Below are 19054 nucleotides of genomic sequence, written 5' to 3' on the forward strand. Positions count from 1 at the left end.
GCTTTTCAGGGTGATTTTCCAGAGACGACGGGCAGTAATTGTTCTGCCTTTTTTTTTAAATAGAGAACGCTAAAAATCTATAATTGCGCAGAACCTTCTTCTTCAATTGAAAACCGACAGCGTTTTTAATGCCGCTGCTTTTTTCTCGGGATCAATCTTTCGCATGTCTTTTGGAGGTGCTTCTAGGGGAGCGGATTGGCTCACCGAAGCAGATGCTTCCTGGGACGTAAAGGTGGAGGCTGAAGTTGAAGACTGTGTTCTGGCTTCAGGTCCTTTATTGGGCTCTGGCACGTGAGACTGAGGCTGAGACGACTTCAATTCCTCAACATCTGGCAGAACCGCAGTTTCTGCCGTGACACTTGTTGATTTTTCTTTCAGGTGTTTTGCGATCACCAAGAAAACCGCCAGACTCAAGGTGAGAATAACGAATTTGTTTTTCATACGGATGCCTTCATTTATTTTTTCTTTGGTGGATTATCGCGAAAATATGAAAACCACACATCAAACATCAAGTGATAGTTGCCGTCCGTTGTTTTGACAACGGACTTCAATGTGGTTTCATTGCCATATTTGTCCACCTCTTTAAAGTTTGGATCTGCATTAAGATCGATAACTTCCACCTTCATCTGCTTGAGTGTGAACAGTTCGTGCTTCTGGGCGACGCCGTCAAAGTTTTCATCGTGCCACAGGCGAAGTTTGTGATAAATGGGATCTTCAATAGTGATATAAGTATCTGCGGGACCAAGGAGCGTTTTCGCATCGACGCTTGTTCCGTCATACTTCGCTAAGGCCTTATATCCGTCTTTGGCAAATTTGCCGTCGGGTCCTAATGTATTGTCTCCGAAGAGTTCATCAATACCGCGCACTTCACCCGCGTTATTGGGTTTCACTAGGAAATAATATTGAGGCGATCGGTACCAGGAAATTCGTTTCGGAGAGTAAGGTGGTGATGAGTTCATTCCAAGTATGTCGAAGGTGATTCCATCTTCGTGCGATGTAAATACAAGTGGCTCTGCCTTCTGTACATTCGAACCAAATTGCACCATGAGCGGTGATCCTGCTTCGTAGCAATAGCGGTAAGAAAATCCGGCGCCTGGTCCCGTTAATTGTCCGTTGGTGCAAGTTGCAGGCGCTGAAGAGGCGACGCCACAACGAGGGGCTCCGTAAAGTTCGACAGTTTCTCCGTCTTCCAGCGCATAACCACCGACGACGCAAGGTTGCGGCGGCGCCGTTCGACATTGTGTAGCCCCATAGGAACCTGTCAGAACTCCGTTAATACATGTTCTAGTTTCACTTTGGCAGTTTTGTCCAAAAGGCACGGTTTCAGATGCATAAAGCGTGATGCTTTGGCCGTCACTCAGCGTTTGGCCATTCAAAGAACAAAGCGCTCCCGGCGAAGCAATAGGATGCGGAGATGGTTTTCCAGATATGATGATGCCACCTTCTCCGCCAGAACCGGGACCATTTCCGCCTCCGTTGCCACCAGTGTTTAAGAAAATGGTAGACCCATTGCTGCCCGCAGGACCGCGCGGACCTTGGGCTCCGGTGGCACCTCGAGCCCCCATGGCTCCTTGAGGGCCCGTAGGCCCGGTGAATGCGATCAGAGGAAGACATCCAGTTGAATCCGCTGTGAATGTCTTTCCGTCGCCATCAGTGACGGAGTTTTTAAAACCTACAAAGACCTTTCCCGCTTTTGCGCAAGTGGCTGTTGGTGAAAGGTTGTCACCGAGGTTTGTTCTTGCTCTTGGCAGGACGTTAAAGGCATTTAAATTAATTTGTTCGGGACCGCCGTATTTGAAATTGATTTCAATTTTTTCTTCTGGATATTGGCATGTTGTCGCCGAAGTACAATGTACGGACCAGATAATTTCCGCCTGATAAAGACAGGATGTGTTGGGCGTTCCGAAGTTGTCACAAACAGAGCCGTCCGGATTAAAACCTTGTTGTTGTTTCCCTGGGTCGGTCAGTCTAAGGCCGTCACCGTTAACTAAAATGATTTTAGCTTTCGTGTCATTGGCGCAGCTCGCCGGATAAGTTTGAATACATGCCATTGCGGGATTTTGCGCAATTGTTTTATCCCAAGAATACTGCTGACTAATCGTCGACATTAAGTTTGCTGAAATGGTACTGAAAGCTGATTTTCTAGCATTCAAAATCGACATCTTTTGAAAATGTGTCGCCGCTACCATAGAAGCACTGACGATGGCCCCTAATGCACCCAGAGCCACTAAAGTTTCGACCACAGTAAAGCCTTTTGTATTCGAACCTGGTGTCGTCATATAAGACCTCGAATCTTGGTAGTGTAACTTACGGACAATACGCATCCGCCCCATTGTAACCTTGAGGGCCCATCATGCCGGTGGCTCCCATCGGCCCCGTGGGACCTGTCGGACCTTGAGGCCCGCGAGGTCCCAGGAACGCAGCATAGGATATGCAACCTTCGCCATCGGAGGTTTGTCCGTTAAATACATTTTTTTCGCCAATGAAAATCATGCCTTTGCGGGCACAGATAAGAACAGGGGAGTCGTTTCCGCCAAATTGTCCACGGCTTTGTTCCACGACGTTGTAGTTAGCAGGATTGAAGGGGAACTTATTCTCTTTTGAGTGCGGGGTGTATACAAAGTGTATACTGATGTAGTCTTCAAAAGAAGAGCAGGTGCTGTTTGCGCACTGAGCTCGCCACTTTAAAGAGACGTGCAGAGGACATGAGTCATCGCCCGCCGAAGAGTAAGTGTCACATCGTGTTCCATCCATGCGATATCCTGCAGAAGGAATAGCGCTATCATATATAATCGTTCCTTCCGCATCATATAAAGCGATATTCAAGCGCTCTGTTTCGCCTGGCGTGCAGAATTTCTGAGAAGACGAAACGCATTTCATTTGCGCATTCTTTGCCCGGGTCATCATCCAGGATGAGTCAGAGGTGATCGCTGACAATAGGGAATTGCGAATGTGAAGGACGTTGTCCTTGAAGCGCACTTCCTTCTGAACAGCTTGTTGATTCAACAGTGTTGTCACTGTCGCCATTCCCGAAATACTCAAGATGGTGCCCACCAAAAGCACACTGATGATGCTAAAACCTTTTTGATTCGAGAGAGCTGAAATGAAGTTCATACCAATATATCGGTGGTAAAAAATGCAGTCTTTAGAAATCCTCACAACGAAGTGTTCTATCTTTTTAGAACAAGCAGGTCTGCGCTTGTCGAAGAGTTCACTCGTTCTAAAAATACCAGAACACATAGTCGAGTTTTCCAGTTTATTCGCAAGAATCAAGAGCCGATAAGTCCACACATTCCAAAGGGGGAATAATGAAACCATTGAATATGGGTAGGTATCTCGTCGGAGTTACGGTGGGCAGTTTATGTGTGCTCGCCTTTCAAAACTGCGTGCCACAATCTGGATTTCAAACGGATCAAGGTACTTTCAGTTCCCAGTCAAGCATGGGAAGTAGTAACGGAAGTAACAATCTCGGTAGAACTGGAATCGTGCAAACATCTGGGACGGATACCTCCAATAGTGGTGGTTTGTATGCCCCTCCCAAGCAACTTTTTTTTACAGACCTTTCAGTCGGTGACGGCTCGACGATTCAAAGAGTGAAGCAAACATTGATCGGCGTCGGGGGACCCAACCTGCGTGGTTGCACCGCTTTACTTTCGGAATCACATATTTATTGTGTGAAGGACACTGACTATCGCCTTGTAGGTGGAGCGGGTGACAAGCAGTGGAGTTATAATGCAGGAACGGATACTTACTCTGCTGATTTCACCGTCTCCGGATGGCCTCATGCTGACTATATCACACGCTACATTTTACCTGATGGCACACGCTCTGAGGTCCGCTTTAGACCGATTCTTTTTAGAGATTCGTCTTCAGGTAACGGCTCTTACTTAACTCGCGTGGTGCAAGTCTTAAGTGGTGTGGGGGGTGCAGGATTGCGTGGATGTACGGCGCTTATGTCAAATTATAATGTTTATTGTTTAAAAGACTCCGAGTTCCGTGTTGTTGGCGGCAGTGATGATAAACAGTGGTCTTACAATCCTTCCACAGACACTTACTCGGCAAACTTTGATGTCACTAATTGGGGCTGGCCACATCAAGAATACTTTACTCGTTACATTCTCCCTAACGGAAATCGGTTGGAAATTCGTTTCTATCCTGGGCGCACTTACACGGCCGGCCCGGCGCCTTATTCGGGACCTAAATGGGTGATGACCGTAGAAAAAGCATGTCTTGGTCCTACGCCGGCACCGGCTCCGATTGGTCAAGCTTGTTCTGTACGAGGTCAAACTCTAAGTAATGCTTGTGGTACGGCGACTTGCCAATAGAAACTTCGAGGGGGATGTTATGAACTTATGTAAAATTAAAATAGCGTCAGTCGGCACAATCTGTACTTCCTTTTTAGTTTTGGGTTTTCAAAACTGTTCGGGCACGCAATTTACGGCTGCAGAGACCGAAGCTTTAAATCTGAAAAGAGTGAGTTCGACGGAAATGAATTCTTCCGAGCCAACTTCATCGTCGGCCAAGATTGATTTGGTGACTCCGCGAATCGTGTTATCAGATCAATATGACGGAGAAGCAAAGCCCTCTTTTTCTCCTAAAAAAATCGTCTATGGAACTGTTTACGGTTTAAGCGATAAAAACGTGCATGTGTGCATGGGAAGCTATTATGGTTGTGAGTATTGGCCGGGATATCGACAGGCGATGTCCACGGTCGCGCATTACAGTAAACCTGTAGAACAACTTCCCAACTGGCGGTATCAGGTTTCGGATAGGACGTGGAGATTCACATTAGATTACAGTGAGGTCGGCGACGTCCTTGACAAGGTCGTTGTGCATGAAATGGTTCCGGATTCAGAAACAGACTTTGTTTTCTTCAATGGTCCTAGTGCCGGAGTTCGCCTAAGACTTGAAGCTATGATTTCAGTTCGTTCCGAACTGCACGATGCGGGAATTTACTTCAATGCTTGGGGGCGTGATACGGTTTCTTCGATCACGCAAGATTCTTACGGCAGTAAGATCTTCACGCGAAATTCGGGATTGAGTTCATTAAATCAGACCTTCTCGCACATTGCGGGGCTTGGTCCTAACGTGGGCGTCTGTCATGAAAAAGTGGGGAGTGGTCGTTGCAGCTCTGTGAACAACTACATGCCTGCTCAGAATCTGGGCCGCTATAGCACGGTTCGAGGTCTTTGGCAGATCAACAACTCAGGTTTGAAACTGGATTCGTTGGGCGCAGTGGGTGGCAAATATGCTATGTATGCCAGGGACGCCTCAACCGGAACCACAGTGAGCAGTGAATTCTATCTGAATCCACCGTCAATTCGTTGTTACTATGCTTCAACGACGCCAGTTCTGGGGCCTTGTTCGGATCCAGAAACAAGTCAGAATCAATGCACGCAGTCCAACGTAGGTCAAACACTGCAGGGAACGGGAAGTTGCAAAGCGAAGTACACTTGCGCTTGCACAAGCTCGTAAAAGAAAAAACAAATAGAAAAAGAAAAAGCCTCGGTAAGAACCGGGGCTTTTTTTATTGTCTGTAGTACCTAAAAGTCTTGTTCTAGAATAACCAGAACGGAAACTCTGTAAAATATTAAAGGCCATATTGAGAGCACAACGTGCAACGCCGAATAGTTCATCAAACATTAGGAGTTGTAAATGCTTTCACGTCTGTTGTTAAATCATCTCCTTTATCTTTTTTTATCCGCAGTGGTATTGCCTGCCTACGCTGTCGGTCCCGTAGCTTCAACCGGTTCCTTGACTTATCAAGGTCGTATTCTTCGTTCTGACGGAACGCCGTTTGAAAATAAAAATGTCTCTTTCGTGTTTCAGATTCTCGATCCCGGTGGGCAATGTGTGATTTATCAAGAGCAAGTGAACGGCATTAACATGGAAAACTCAAAAGGTGTTTTTGATGTTCCTATTGGTACCGGATCCGTTCAATACATCACGGGTCTTGGTGCCTCCACCGTGGTTGATATTTTCAATAATGATTCCGGAATGGGATATTTCTGTGGAGCCTGTTCTAGTTCGGGAAGTTCCTATAATTGTTCTGCAACGACAACACCTTATCATCCAATAGCTACGGCCGGCCGTTTATTGCGAGTGGCTTTTTATGACGGCACGGGATGGAAGACGGTGACACCCGATAATGAAATCCGCACGGTGCCTTATGCGGGTTATGCGACATCGGCTCAAAAGCTCGGAAAAAATTCCGTGAATGATTTCGTTCTAAAAAATGAAATCAATAACTCCGGAGCGGGAAGTGTGAACTGCGATAGTGGCAGCTTTTTGACTTGGGATGCAAATACCATGAAGTTCGGCTGTGGCAGTGTCTCGGGTGCTTCCGGCGGTACGGTAACGAGTGTCCTGACTGGAGCTGGATTAACCGGAGGGCCAATCACTGATAGTGGAACAATCTCACTAAGCACCTCTGGAGTGACCGCCGGCACTTATGGTTCGGCAATACATATGCCCGTCATTGAAGTGGATTCTTATGGTCGTGTGATCAACGCCAGTCAAACTTCTATCACCGGTTTTGTTCCGTACTCGAGTTTGCCAGCGTGCAATTCAGCGGCGCATACACTTTCATTTATTTCTCCCATTGGAGGTTTTAGTTGTACACCTATTTCCATCACTCTTTCGGGCGATGTCAGTGGGTCGCAAGGCACGGCCGTAGTGGAAGGGTTGCAAGGAACGCCGGTGGCTTCCTCGGCTCCCACCAACAATCAAGTTTTACAATTTGATGGAGCTCAGTGGAAGCCCACCACTCTTTCATTAGCGGCTTCAGATTTAACTTCTTTGTCGGGAACCGGGATTGTGAAGCGAACTGGGGCTTCTGCTTTTACGACACTCGGAGTGAGTGCTCCGCTTGTTGATTTAGGAACTAGCATCGGTCTTTCTCTCAGCACAGGTTTAAAGTTGAATTCCAACAGTCTTGCGGTGGATGTGGGTACGGGGGCTAATCAGATTCCACAACTTGATGGTTCAGGAAAAATCAGCACGTCGGTGATTCCCTCCGGTGTAAGCTCACAGTGGATGACTTCGGGTTCGAACGTCTCTTATAGTGGAGGCAATGTGGCCGTAGGAACTCCCAGTCCCACACGCCGTTTTGAAGTGTATGCGGCGAATAGCTCGTTCCGTCCTTTTGGACTAAGAACAAGTGACTATGTTTCTGGTACTAGCGGAACTGGTTTTGACGTCGATTTCGGGGCCGCCTCTGGAAATACTTATGTGCAATTGAACGCCATTCACACAGGCGGAACAGCTGCGACAAATCTAGTTCTTCAACCGACAGCGGGAAATGTGGGAATTGGTACCATTTATCCTGCAAGCTCATTGCACGTCAAATCCTCGGGGCAAGTAGTAACCACCTTCGAATCGACCGATGCCAATTATATGGGGATTCACCTGAAGTCAGGTTCTACAACAAATCCACCTTCGATCTATGCGAGTGGCAATGGCATGTCCTTGTATACCATGGGTACGGAGCGAGTGGGTCTGCATTCTAACGGTAACGTCATTCTTGCAACGGCGGCAGGAAGCGTCGGTATAGGCACACCAAACCCTCAAGGGACGCTGCATGTTGCTTCAGGCAATGTTTATTTTGGCGATGCTCTTACGCCGACACCCAGTGTGCAAACGAAGATGACGGTTGTTGATTCAAATCCTATCATCACTGTGGCGGCCAGCAATGCGGCGGGCTCTGCCGGCATCGAGTTTCAACCCAAGGGAACGGGGTTATTAGGGGGGCAGTACAAGATTTTTGGTTCACCTTCAGCAGGACCTTACGGGAACGGATTGATTTTCGAACTTGGCAATTTAGGTACGATGGGTGGTGGCCAATTCGTCATGCGGCTTGACTCCAACGGCTACTTGTCTTTAGGACAAGGCTTAGCAATGGAGTCGGCGGCGGCAAGGCTCCATGTTAAAGGAATTGGCGCCTTAGTTGATCCTTCGCCTTTTGGTTCTAATCCGTCAGGAACTGTTCAGCGAATCGAAGGCACTAATACTGTCCTTGATGCAGGTTTCTCGACAACTGAAAATCCATGGCTTCAGGCTCGCACTAAAACTGATTATTCTCTTAGCAAGGCTCTTTTATTAAATCCTGCAGGTGGAAACGTGGGAATTGGAACGGTAGCCCCTGCTTATGCGCTTCATGTTGCCGGCGCTTCCGGGGCCACCGTAGGATTTTTCACAGACGGCACTGCAAGTTGTTCGATCCGTCCTGCCACGGCCGGAAGTGTGAGCTGTTCTTCTGACGAAAGGCTTAAGAAGAACGTCACAGGCTTTTCAGATGCCACATCATTAGAGAATATTTTAAAACTGAACACAGTTACATACGAATGGAGAAGTGTGAATAATGGTCGTCACACGGGGTATATCGCACAGGAAGTGGAAAAAATTGCTCCTGAATTCGTGACAACAGGAAATGACGGCTACAAGCAAGTCAGTTACTCAGGCTTTATTCCTTGGATTACCGGAGCTATTAAAGAGCTTAATAAAAAACTTATGCTTGGAATGGCTTCTAAGGCCGACAAAGAGATGGTAGAAAATAAAATCCAAACACTGGAGCTAGAGGTTCTGGCAAAAGATCTTAAGATAAAAATGCTTGAAGAAGAAAATCTTCAGATCAAAGCGCGCCTTGAGAAAATTGAAAAGGCTCTTGGCGCGAGATAACCTATTTCTCTAAAAGGATTTTTTTAATCTGAGCGTACTTCTGACGAGTCAATGCCGACGTCGAAAGAATATAAGAAGAGTAATAACGAACATTTTCCGAAGACGAGATATTCGGGGTGATTTGCAAAGCTCGCTTGTAAACGACTTCGTGAATTAGTAGCGCGACCCTATCGGCTAGACTGAGTTGAATCCATAGCGGCTTAGAAATGAAGTAACTCGAATCATTCTTAAACTGCGAAACATGCTGCACGGCCAGTTGTTTCAGCTCACAACCTTGCGGGATAAATCCAATGCCGGCGTCCGTTGTCGGGAAAAGTTCTCCATCAATAAACTGCGCCTCCGTTACAAAACGGTGCAGAAGTCTTTCAAGTTCGGTCACAAAGACAGGATCAAAAGGTTTGACCCTTTGGAGGCTTTCAAGTGCCAGGTCGATGCTTTTTGATAAACAAGGAACAAGGATTTCCCACCCTTCCACTTCTGGAATATGGCAGACAGAGAGATTCATGTCCTTTAAGTACGGAATAAGCATATAACGCTGAACAGATTCATAAGTGTCATAGAACTGAACGGTCTTTGCTGCTGGGCACACGATTCCTTTTCCGCCATTTCCGAATTCTGTAGAGCGAGCCGCACTGAATGAAAGGAAGAAGAATGTTGTTAAAAATAGAAATGATTTCATCAATGATTCCTTGAATGAGTCAAAGGATAGATCTGCAAACAGATACTGTAGACTTCAGTTTTTTCACCTTGCTCTAGAATTTCATTAGCTTGACGGCGGAATTCACGAGCTAGCATTTTAACCTTATAAATATTTTTCGGATTCGACGGAATAACGATCGACGTGATATCGCGTACGTCAATAGGATCGCGGATAAGTGACTCACGTGCCTTATCGATCAATTGGTGGTGCATGTTCTTTAGAGCCTCAGAAGGTATATCACTCGTCGAAGTTAAATTTGTGTAAGTGGGACGGAGGCCTTGTGGTGTTTCGTGAATCAGTCCGGCTTGAAGAAGCTTTGCGTAAGAGTCTTTGACTAATTCAGGAGAGAGATTCAGGCGTTCTGCTACCACATCAGGATCGCTGTCGAAGTGAAGGGTGTCCATGGCATTTAGAATGGCAAAATGATACCACTCGCGAATGAAAAAAATCTCGCTTTCTTGAAGCTGGTGCGCGCGTCGAGTGTCCTTCTTTTGGTGTTTCGATTTTTGTACTAAGTAGGCTAAATAAGCGGCTTCGTTTTTATTGAGCTTCAACGCGACTTCAATTCTCTGAATAACTCTTTTACCTGGTAGAACTTTGCCGCGCATAATGTTAGAGACGCGACTCGGAGAAACACCTAAATCACGAGCTAAAGCACGCATTGAGTATTGAGGATTTCTAAAGCGTCTTTCCTCTAATACTTTTGTTATAAGATCAGCGACTTCCCGGTATTTCATTCGCGGAAAACTACGGAGAATTGACGAATTTATCAAGAGCTTCAAGAATCATTTTGAAAAGTTCTCCGCAGGTCTATTCACAAACTGTTCTGAAAAAAACAGAATATCGCGAGTGCTGTTCGGAAGCGTGCGGAGAAATGTCGTACGCATTTTGCAGGCGAAACAACGCTGGTGTCATTCTGTCGAATTTGTTCTAAAAAAAGCAGAACGAATAATGGTTGAGATGGTGTGATGTTGATACAGAACGCAACACGGATGCCGTTAAAATTAGGATTGGCAATTCAAAGTGCTGGAAGAATTTGGGGGAATATTGGAAAGCCTTTTCGATTTACATGAAGTGGATGTTAGAGAGTGCCTTAAAAAACTTATCGATATTAAGAAAAACCGAAACAGACGTTTCTCGCAGAGGGCATTCGCTATTCAATTAGGGTTTACTTCTTCAACGTTCAATGAAATTTTGACGGGTAAGCGCAACCTCTCTAAAAAAAGCATTAATAAAATCAAACTGGGCCTAGGAAAAGATCCGGACATAAAAAAATATCTGTATGAAAGTGCGAAAGTTTCTTTGTCACAGCGCTGGTACTATGATGCTTTTCTTGAACTGGTTGCGACGGAAGGTTTTGAAGAAATCCCATCATGGATTGCCGGCAGATTGGGAATCAGTGAAGAACAGGCCCGATTCGGACTTGAAGAACTTGAGCAAAATGGAACGCTCACCAGAAATACGTCCGGCTGTCTAGTACACGCAGAAGGCTTGCGCCGCCGGGCGCACTTGCGACTTGTTAAAAATCCGCAAACCGAAGATCTTGCGAAATTATCTCAAGCTGTTACGGCCCCACAGTCGAATGAGCAGTTCTATGGAACTCTTGTGATGGCTATTGATCCGAATGATTTTGAATACATTCGTGCTCGGGTCATGGATGTCATGAAGGAGCACAGCGATTTCTTGTGTCGCGATGGAGTTAAAAAACAAGAAGTCTATCTTCTTAGTTTTGGATGTATGCCGTTAACCAAAAAAGTTTCTTCTTCGAAGTAATAAAAGGCCAGATAGACGAGTATAGGAGGCCGCAAATTTCAGAAATTTTTCGGAGCAATCAAATCGTTAATTCGGGAACGGTCCCACTGAAACCGGCGCTAGACGGAATGGTTTCTTGTTCGTACCTAATTGACCTTGGGTATCTGCACCAGAGCAGTACCAATTCGTACCTACTTTACCGCAAGATCCATAGCCATTTCTGATATCAAAATCTGTGACCGTACCATAAGCGTTCAGCGTTGTCAGAAGGGTCGGCGATAAGTGATATTCATTGGTCAAGTAATCATTATTTCCGTGCTGGTCAAAGCGATTGTATCCCCAGCAGGAAACTGCGCCATTAGCGATGACACAATGATTTGTATATCCGCTCACCAATTTATTGATATTTGTAAATGTATGTTCTACCGGAGCAGCTACGGCATTTCCGGTGCTGCCATTTCCTGATTGCTGACCGAAGCATCTCACTGTCGACGTTCCAAAGCGTGCACATGTTCCGTAACTCGACATCGCTAATTCATCTGCATTTAAGAACGCAGGAACTTGCACCAAGCCTGGTCTTAACGTCGTATCACCCAATCCAAGCTGGCCTTGAGCATTGTAGCCTGAGCACCAAACGGATTTGTCGGTTTTGATTACGCATGCGTGAAAGCGACCGAAAACAATTTTACTGTTATCACTTCCTGCTGATGTGATCTCAACTGGGTTTGTATAAAGTCCCATAGCCATGTCAAAAATCTCGGAAGTTGCTAAATTACCCCAACAGAAAAGTTTTCCACCTTTAATCGCACAGGCAAAATCATTGCCCATCGAAATGGCGAAGTCAGTCACACCTGATGTCAGACCTGCCGGTGTATTCGGATTTCCCGAAGTCGAAGTACTGGCTCGAATATACGAGCGTCCCCAGCATTTCAGAACACCTAGTTGAATCGCACAACCACCGCTAGGCGCTGTCATCATTTTACCAATATTACTTTCCAGCGTTTTGATAGAAGTTGGAACTAGATACATTCGATCTGCTAAAATATTTCCGGCTTTGTTATGGATGTTGTCGCCCATGCATTTGACCCCGCCACCATAAACACCGCAGGCATGTTCGTCGAAAATAGAAATAGCGCTGGCACCTACAAAGTCAGGACTCAGATAAAAACCATTTGATTGCAGAACTTGCTGATCTCCCAACTGACCGAAACCTGAAAAACCAGTGCAATAGATTTGACCAGATCGTATGAAACAAGTGTGGGCCCCCGGGCTGCCTGCGATAGCCGTCACATTCGCGGATCCACCGACGACCGGCGAAAGTGGAATGATAGAAGTTCCCGTGGGTTGATTAATACCGCCTTCACCGAAGTAGTTGCGACCGCGGCAGTGAGCCTGTCCGCCCATCACAACGCAAGTTTGCACACCAATCGTCATATCTGTGAGATTGACGTACTCGCTCATCAGAGTAGGGGTCGGCACATCAGCACTTAAGCCAGTGACAATCTGGTAGTCGCCGTTGTTACCCCAACAATAAACTTGATTGGATGAGTTCTTAGCGCAGGTGCCATAATAGCCCGTCCAGAAGTCTGTCACAGTGCCAAGGCCAGGAACTGCAGAAATACTCCAGCTAGGATTGAAGTGGCCTAAGCCCAATTCTCCATTCGTATTTACGCCCCAGCAATAAAGGGCTCCGGTTTTCAATGCGCAGGCATGTGTCCAGCCCATCATGACTTTACCAACTCCGGAAGTAAGACCCGCAATACTCACCGGAACTGCCGATGACGAAGCCGTCGACGGATCTCCCAATATTCCAAAATCTTTAGCACCCCAGCAATAAACTCCTCCGTCTTTGACGGCACAAGAGTTCATATAACCTATACTCACCGAAGTGACTCCAGAAGACATTCCTGTTACTAAAGTTGCGGTTGAGCGAGTTGTAAGACTTCCGTTACCCAAAAGGCCGGCCCCCGGGTAGTTGTTATGAGCTCCCACGCCTGCACAGTAAAGGGCTCCTGCATTCGTGATGGCGCAGGTGATGGATGAGCGAGTCGATATTTTAACTGCGGGCGCGGGGAGAGTGAATTCCACAGGTGTCGATGAAGCGATGTAATTGCCTCGGCCCAGTTGGCCTGAATTATTAATACCCCAGCAATAGACTTTTCCACTGCTAGTCCGTGCACAAGTGTGATTGTCGGCAGCGTGAACTTCGACAGCGTCTTTTCCGGCAGGTGAGTCGTTGTCATTGATGATAATGTCTGCATTTGAAATATACGAAGTACCACCAGTGATACCGGTAATTTTGATAGGAACACGCTTAAAGAGTTCATCAACGGCATTGTCTAAACTTGTCAGACTTCCAAATGATATCGTCGTCGCGCCTGATGGAATGGAAGCCGTGCCTGACGTGGTGGCCATTGTATAATCGGTGCCCGCTGCCGCGCAGTCGACTCCTGTACACGTGTCGCGAGTCCAATTAATGGCAACCGCCCCCTTGTCCGTTGGATGTGATAGTGTCGCGATCAAACTTGTTGTTGCGCCCTCAGTAACATAAACGTCTTGGATCGTGACTAAAGGTGGTTCTTCGTCATCCGTGATTGTCACGGTGTGAACTGTGTTAGTTCCCAAAGAGCCACCGACAGGCGAACTTAAGGTCATTTTGAAAGTTTCGTCATTTTCTTCCGTACTGTTATCTAAAATCGGAATAGAAATATTTACGGAAGTGCTTCCAGCAGCAATCGTCGCTGTCCCGTTTGTCGCGGTGTAATCGCTCCCCATCGTCGCCGTGGGCGCTGAACCGTTAGAGTAAGTGTAGCTGACACTGACAGCGATATCGACCGCTGCAGGAATGCTGACGGCGACAGTGTGCGTGGGATCGTTGTATTCAGAAATACTGGAGGTCGTACTTGTAAATTGAATCGCTGGCGAATTTTTTGTCCACGTCGCTGTCGTTGCCGCCGCATAGGTCTGCCAATTTCCAGCGGCATCTTTGCCGACAACGCAAAGTTTTACACTGCCGTTTGCATAAGCTGAAATATTATCTGTGATATTTGTCGTGTGTACGACTTCCGAAGCCGAATAACCGGCAGCCACCGTGCAATCTGTCGAAGCGGCAGGACCTATTTTATATTTGTATCCAACGACGCCGCTTCCATTGACGTCGATATTAAGTGCATATTTCGCGCTGGAGCCGGTAGGTTGCCCCGAAAGAGTTGCCGTCGGAGGAGTGTTATCAAAAACGATAGAGGCGGAACTCGCCATGGCGCTGACGTTTCCAGCCGCATCTTTCACCCAGGCATAAAGTGTTTTTGATTCATTCACGGTGCTGACCGTAAACGTCGCAGGTAAAGTCGTTCCTGCCGTCCATGTGCAGGAAGCCACCGCCGTATTATTTTCCATAATACAATAAGATGCCGGCGAGCCACTGACAGAAGATGTAATAGCAAAGCTTGTGCTGTTCGTCGGAGACGCATTTGTCACCGTGAAAGCAGTGATACCAGGAGCCGTCGTATCGATGACGATGTTTTTATTTGTTCCTAAAGATCCCGCCGCCGCAGTTCCTGGCAATGTTAATGTTGCATTGTTAGAAGCAGCGTCTCGAATAGTTGCAGAACTAATGGTCAAAGAGTTCGTTGCTGTATAGTTCAGATCAGCGACCGTATCAGTGGCTTGAACTGTGTAGTTAAAGATCAATGTATTCGTTCCCGTACCTGACGCATAAGAGGCAGAGCGAGCGGGCGTTGTGTTCAGAGCGAGCAGTGGAGTTCCGGTGACATTCACGTTTTCAGAGAAAGTAACACGAACATCAATAACGTCACCAACGGTGTAAGCGCCGTTTGCTTTATTAGATGTGACATTGGTGATCGTAGGAACCGCCGTGTCTATCACTAAGGCACTGGAACAAGCCGACGTGACGGAATTCCCCGCAGAGTCTAGTGAAATGACTTGATAAGAGTAAGTCGTGCCATTTGCGCCTGTGAAGCTCGAAGTTGTAGCCGTACTTGTTTCGGTATTTTCTGTGCCCGTATAAGTATTGCAAGTAGCTCCTGTATAAAGACGCACTTTCTGTGAAGCCACGTCCGTGCTTGTCGACTTCGTCCATTGCGCTACGATAGCCGTGGTATTAGTTGGAGTCGTCTGCTGCCATGTAAGTGAAGAGGCGCTTACTGGAGCCGTGATATCGTAAGTTACAGTCGCGTCCGTGAAAGTGGAGGCGTTATTGGTATTTCCTGCCGGATCACTGATTTTTCCTGCTGTAAGAGATGGAATCAAAGTTCCAGCTGTCGTGATCGCTGTTGCTTGCAAAGTCCAAGTCACGTTATCTGACGTAGCTAAACTCCAGGTGATGCCTGACGCTGTTCCGCCTTGAGTGATATCCGATATAGCGAAAGTGCTTGGATTGATAGCTTCCGTAAATACAATCGTGAATTCGACAGGCAAAGTGTTCGTAGGATCGTCTTGTCCTGCTTTTTGATTGATAGTCAATGAAGGCTTCGTTGTCTCATAGGTGATTTGATTATCCGTGCTCGTGCTTGCCGTATTGTTGTTGCCAGCAACATCGGTAAGCTTATTCGCCGTGATAGAAGGAATTAAAGTTCCCGCGCCGGTGATTGCAGTCGCTTTTAAAGACCACGTGATGTTGTCTGAAGTTGTTAGACTCCAGGTAATTCCCGTTGCTGTGCCGGACTGAGTGATATCCGCAACGACAAAGTTAGTGATGGCTTCGCTTGCAACAATAGTGAATTCAACAGGCAAAGTATTCGTTGGATCTGCTTGCCCTGATTTTTGATTGATGGTCAGAGTAGGGGACGTCAGATCTTGAGTCCAAGTGACACTCGTAGCAGAGGTCAGAGCTTGTTCAACACTCGCAGAGTTTTTACCAAGGACACAGACCTTGATATCCGTATTGCCTAGCCCACTGACCGAGTCTGTGATGTTTGTCGCGACAGGAATGTCAGCCGAATACCCCGTTGCGACGGCACAGTTCGTAGAAGCAGCGGCACCCACTTTGTAGCGATAAGTCTGAACATCTGCGCCTGCAACATCAATGTTCAAGGTCGTCTGATTTGTTTTTCCAGTAGGCTGGCCCGTGATCGTGGCGATAACGGCCGATGTATTGACGTTGAAAATAAAATCGTTGTTCGTCGCGGTTATGGTATTTCCGACCGCATCGCGCGAAGAAACTCGAACTGTGTACTGAGTGCCGTTGTTTAAAGTGCAACCTGTAAATGTCGAAGAGGTTCCCGCAACAGTTTGTGCCGCACACACTGTTGCTGAGGCATCACTGTTTCTAATTTCAACGACATAGTCAGCACTTCCTGCAGACGTTTCCCAATGAGCTGTTGCCGTAGAACCATTTGTCAGCCATTCATCTTCAGTCGTGTCGGTGCCGCCAGTAACACCGCTGATAGCGAAAGCCCCTGGTGCCTGCGTATCAATCACAAGTGCCTTATTGGCGCCTAATGAACCTGTTGAACCAGGTGCAGGCAAACTCAAGACCATGTCGTTTCCGAAGCTGTCCTTGATGGCGGCTCCCGCTAAAGACAAAGCATTGATAGATTCATAATCAAGATCGCTGGAGTTGTCTCCGGCTTGAACGGTGTATTGGAAGATCAGGGTGTTGGTTCCTGAACCGCTCAAATAGGTCGCTGCTTGATCCGTCGAGCCCGTCTCTACTAAAAGTTCAGGCGTTCCGCCAGTCACAGTGACGTTTTCAGAAAACTGCACTGAAATTGGAATCACTTGACCTGCTTTATAAGATCCATTTGCCAGGGACGAAGTGACGGATAGAACCGAACCGGGAAGATCCAAAGTATATTGAACGGTAGCGGCCGTCGGTAAAGGATTAGCAGCTAAATCCGTTAAAGAAGTTTTTGCGGTCAGTGTACAAACTTCGCCGTTGGCCGGAGGAGTTGTCACCGTCAAATTCACAACGGCCGAAGTCGCACTCGAAAGTGAGGCACCAGCGATAGAAACGTTGGCACCGGCCGAACATGTGATACTCCAGTTTGAAGTAGTCTCAATTGCAGTTTGTGACATCGCTTCACTGAACTGAACCGTGATGGAGGCGGGAAGACTTGAGCGAACACTGGTTGCAGGATTGAACGAAGCCACAGTCGGAGCCGTACGGTCCATGGTCAGTGCCGTAGAGCAAGCAGAGACCGACACATTTCCGGAAGTATCGATGACAGTGATATTATACGAGTAAGTGTCTCCGTCAGTTCCCGTGAAGGAGCGATTGACAGCGGACGTGGCCAAAGAAATTGCCGAGCCTTCCAAGGTTAGACATGAAGAGTCCTTATAAAACTGGATCTTTTGTTCGGCGATATCTGTTGCATCAGAAAGCGCCCATGTCGCCGATACGGGAGAGGCTTTAGTTGGTGAGGTTTGCAACCAAGACAAACTTGTCGGTAAAGAAGGAGCGTTGGTATCGTAAGTCACCTGGCTATCGGAACTCGTTGATACGGTATTTAAGTTTCCGGCTAGGTCTGAAAATTTATCTGCGTTGATAACCGGTTGAATCACACCATTATTATCAACACCTGAAACCGTCAGTTCATAATGAGTGGAATCAATCTTCGTCAGTGTGTACGTATTCACCAAAGCGGAACCCGAAAAACTGACATCCGAATCAGTCAAAGAACTTTCGGCAAGGGCCTCACTAAATACCAAAGTAAATCGCACTGGCAAGGTGTTCGTAGGATCTGCTTGGCCGGCCTTCTGGCTGATGACGACAGAAGGTTTTAATGTGTCATAGTTCCAAGTGTAGTTTGTCGAAGCCGAGTAGGGTTGCCAGAAGTTGTTAGTGTCTTTTCCAATCACGCAGATCTTTAAATTTTGATTCGCCAGCGAAAGAAGAGAATCCGTGATCTTCGTTCCCACCGCAATTTCACTCGAGTATCCCGAAGAAACAGCACAGTCTGTGCTGCCTTGGACACCCAGTTTATAACGATAGTGCGTGATGTTTGTCCCTGAAACAGTGATATCTAGATCGTCAACATTGCTCGGATTGGCGGGACGTCCACCCAATACAGCTGCGACTTCAACCCCGATGCCTGACATATTCAAAGAACCGCTATCGGCGATATCGGGATTGGTGTAATTCCAAGAGAGAGTTTGTGCATGAGTGTTCACTTCCGTCGGAGAATACGTAAGGACGAGTGTACAGGAAGAGTGACCGTTAAGAGTTCCTGTACAAGTTCCCCCAGTCCCCGGAAAGGAACCCCCTTTAAAAGCAAATGGCGCGGACAAAGAGCTTAAGTTTAAATTTTCTGCCGGCGCATCTTCGCTATTTTGCAAAGTCACCGATCTTTCAATCACGGAGTCTTTAAGCTGAGCCCCGAAATCCAAAGTCGCAGCCGTCGCCGTCACTTTCGCGCGTGTTGTTTTGTCCTTTACGACGAAGGAAATGAAATTCGCGTCGAGGTCAGAAAAGCGCTCTCCGGTGAAACGAAGTTGAAACGTCTCATCACTTTCAATTTTTGTGTCCCGAGTTGGCTTGATGATAAAACTAATGGAACTGACGCCAGGATGAACAATCAAAGTTCCATTGGAAGCCTCAAAGTCCCCATCGGCATCGTTCAACGTCCAGCCCAGGTCTTCGGCCTGCAAAGTCATGCCCGAGACATTGGGAGTTTCAATGCTTAATGTGATTTGATGGCCAATGCCTTCTTCAAGGACGACAGCAGTGCCGGATTCAACTGTGATCTTTCTTAAAATTTCATTTTCGCTAAATAAAGGAGTCAGTGAGGCGTTCATACTACAACTTGTCAGTAGTAGGGCCACGCAAAGGGCTGAGCTGTATTTTAGGAACGTTCCGGCATTGAACATCTTTGTTCTTTTCGGTTTTTTTAAAGATGAAATAAAGGCCTTTCAAAGAAGAAAAAGTCCAGTCTTTGTAGAGATTTACACGCATTATGAATGTGAAAT

The 19054-nt window shown here is 46.9% G+C and carries 10 protein-coding genes; 4 read left to right on the forward strand and 6 right to left on the reverse strand.

Annotation, left to right across the window (positions count from 1 at the left end):
- Positions 1-102: 102 nt before the first annotated feature.
- The 3 genes from AZI87_RS17035 to AZI87_RS17045 are packed head-to-tail and all read right to left on the reverse strand — an operon-like array spanning position 103 to position 3114.
- The gene (locus tag AZI87_RS17035; RefSeq protein WP_063209473.1) at positions 103-441 is read right to left on the reverse strand and encodes a hypothetical protein; all 339 of its coding nucleotides are present in this window, start codon (positions 439-441) and stop codon (positions 103-105) included.
- A 14-nt stretch (positions 442-455) separates the two neighbouring features.
- Positions 456-2279 (reverse strand): collagen-like triple helix repeat-containing protein, encoded by a 1824-nt coding sequence (locus AZI87_RS17040; RefSeq protein WP_063209475.1) that lies wholly within the window; start codon positions 2277-2279, stop codon positions 456-458.
- Between the two features lie 28 nt (positions 2280-2307).
- Positions 2308-3114: a hypothetical protein gene (locus tag AZI87_RS17045; RefSeq protein WP_063209476.1), complete on the reverse strand. Its 807-nt coding sequence runs from the start codon at positions 3112-3114 to the stop codon at positions 2308-2310.
- A 194-nt stretch (positions 3115-3308) separates the two neighbouring features.
- On the opposite strand from AZI87_RS17045, the gene AZI87_RS17050 reads away from it, so the two are divergent.
- The 3 genes from AZI87_RS17050 (at position 3309) to AZI87_RS17060 (ending at position 8676) form a co-directional block, all read left to right on the forward strand.
- Positions 3309-4325, forward strand: coding sequence for a hypothetical protein (locus tag AZI87_RS17050; protein ID WP_063209478.1), 1017 nt, complete (start codon positions 3309-3311; stop codon positions 4323-4325).
- A 19-nt stretch (positions 4326-4344) separates the two neighbouring features.
- Positions 4345-5475 carry a hypothetical protein gene (locus tag AZI87_RS17055; protein ID WP_063209480.1) on the forward strand — a complete coding sequence of 377 codons (1131 nt, stop codon included), beginning with the start codon at positions 4345-4347 and terminating at the stop codon, positions 5473-5475.
- Between the two features lie 180 nt (positions 5476-5655).
- A complete protein-coding gene (locus AZI87_RS17060; protein WP_063209482.1) occupies positions 5656-8676 on the forward strand; it encodes a tail fiber domain-containing protein in 3021 nt (1006 codons plus the stop codon).
- Between the two features lies 1 nt (position 8677).
- Here AZI87_RS17060 and AZI87_RS17065 read toward each other — a convergent pair whose 3' ends face one another.
- Positions 8678-9355, reverse strand: coding sequence for a hypothetical protein (locus AZI87_RS17065; protein WP_063209484.1), 678 nt, complete (start codon positions 9353-9355; stop codon positions 8678-8680).
- Complete coding sequence (locus AZI87_RS17070; protein ID WP_081112267.1) at positions 9355-10113, reverse strand: TIGR02147 family protein; 759 nt, start codon at positions 10111-10113, stop codon at positions 9355-9357. Before AZI87_RS17070 ends, AZI87_RS17065 begins: the two co-directional genes overlap by 1 nt.
- A gap of 310 nt (positions 10114-10423) precedes the next feature.
- Here AZI87_RS17070 and AZI87_RS17075 point away from each other — a divergent pair, with 310 nt between their 5' ends.
- On the forward strand, positions 10424-11149 hold the full coding sequence (locus tag AZI87_RS17075) for a DUF4423 domain-containing protein (RefSeq protein WP_063209488.1): 726 nt from the start codon (positions 10424-10426) through the stop codon (positions 11147-11149).
- A gap of 66 nt (positions 11150-11215) precedes the next feature.
- Here the strand turns inward: AZI87_RS17075 and AZI87_RS17080 are convergent, their stop codons facing one another.
- The gene (locus AZI87_RS17080; RefSeq protein WP_253696960.1) at positions 11216-18883 is read right to left on the reverse strand and encodes a Calx-beta domain-containing protein; all 7668 of its coding nucleotides are present in this window, start codon (positions 18881-18883) and stop codon (positions 11216-11218) included.
- Positions 18884-19054: the final 171 nt, after the last annotated feature.

It is taken from the genome of Bdellovibrio bacteriovorus, from assembly GCF_001592745.1.
Lineage (GTDB): Bacteria > Bdellovibrionota > Bdellovibrionia > Bdellovibrionales > Bdellovibrionaceae > Bdellovibrio > Bdellovibrio bacteriovorus_B.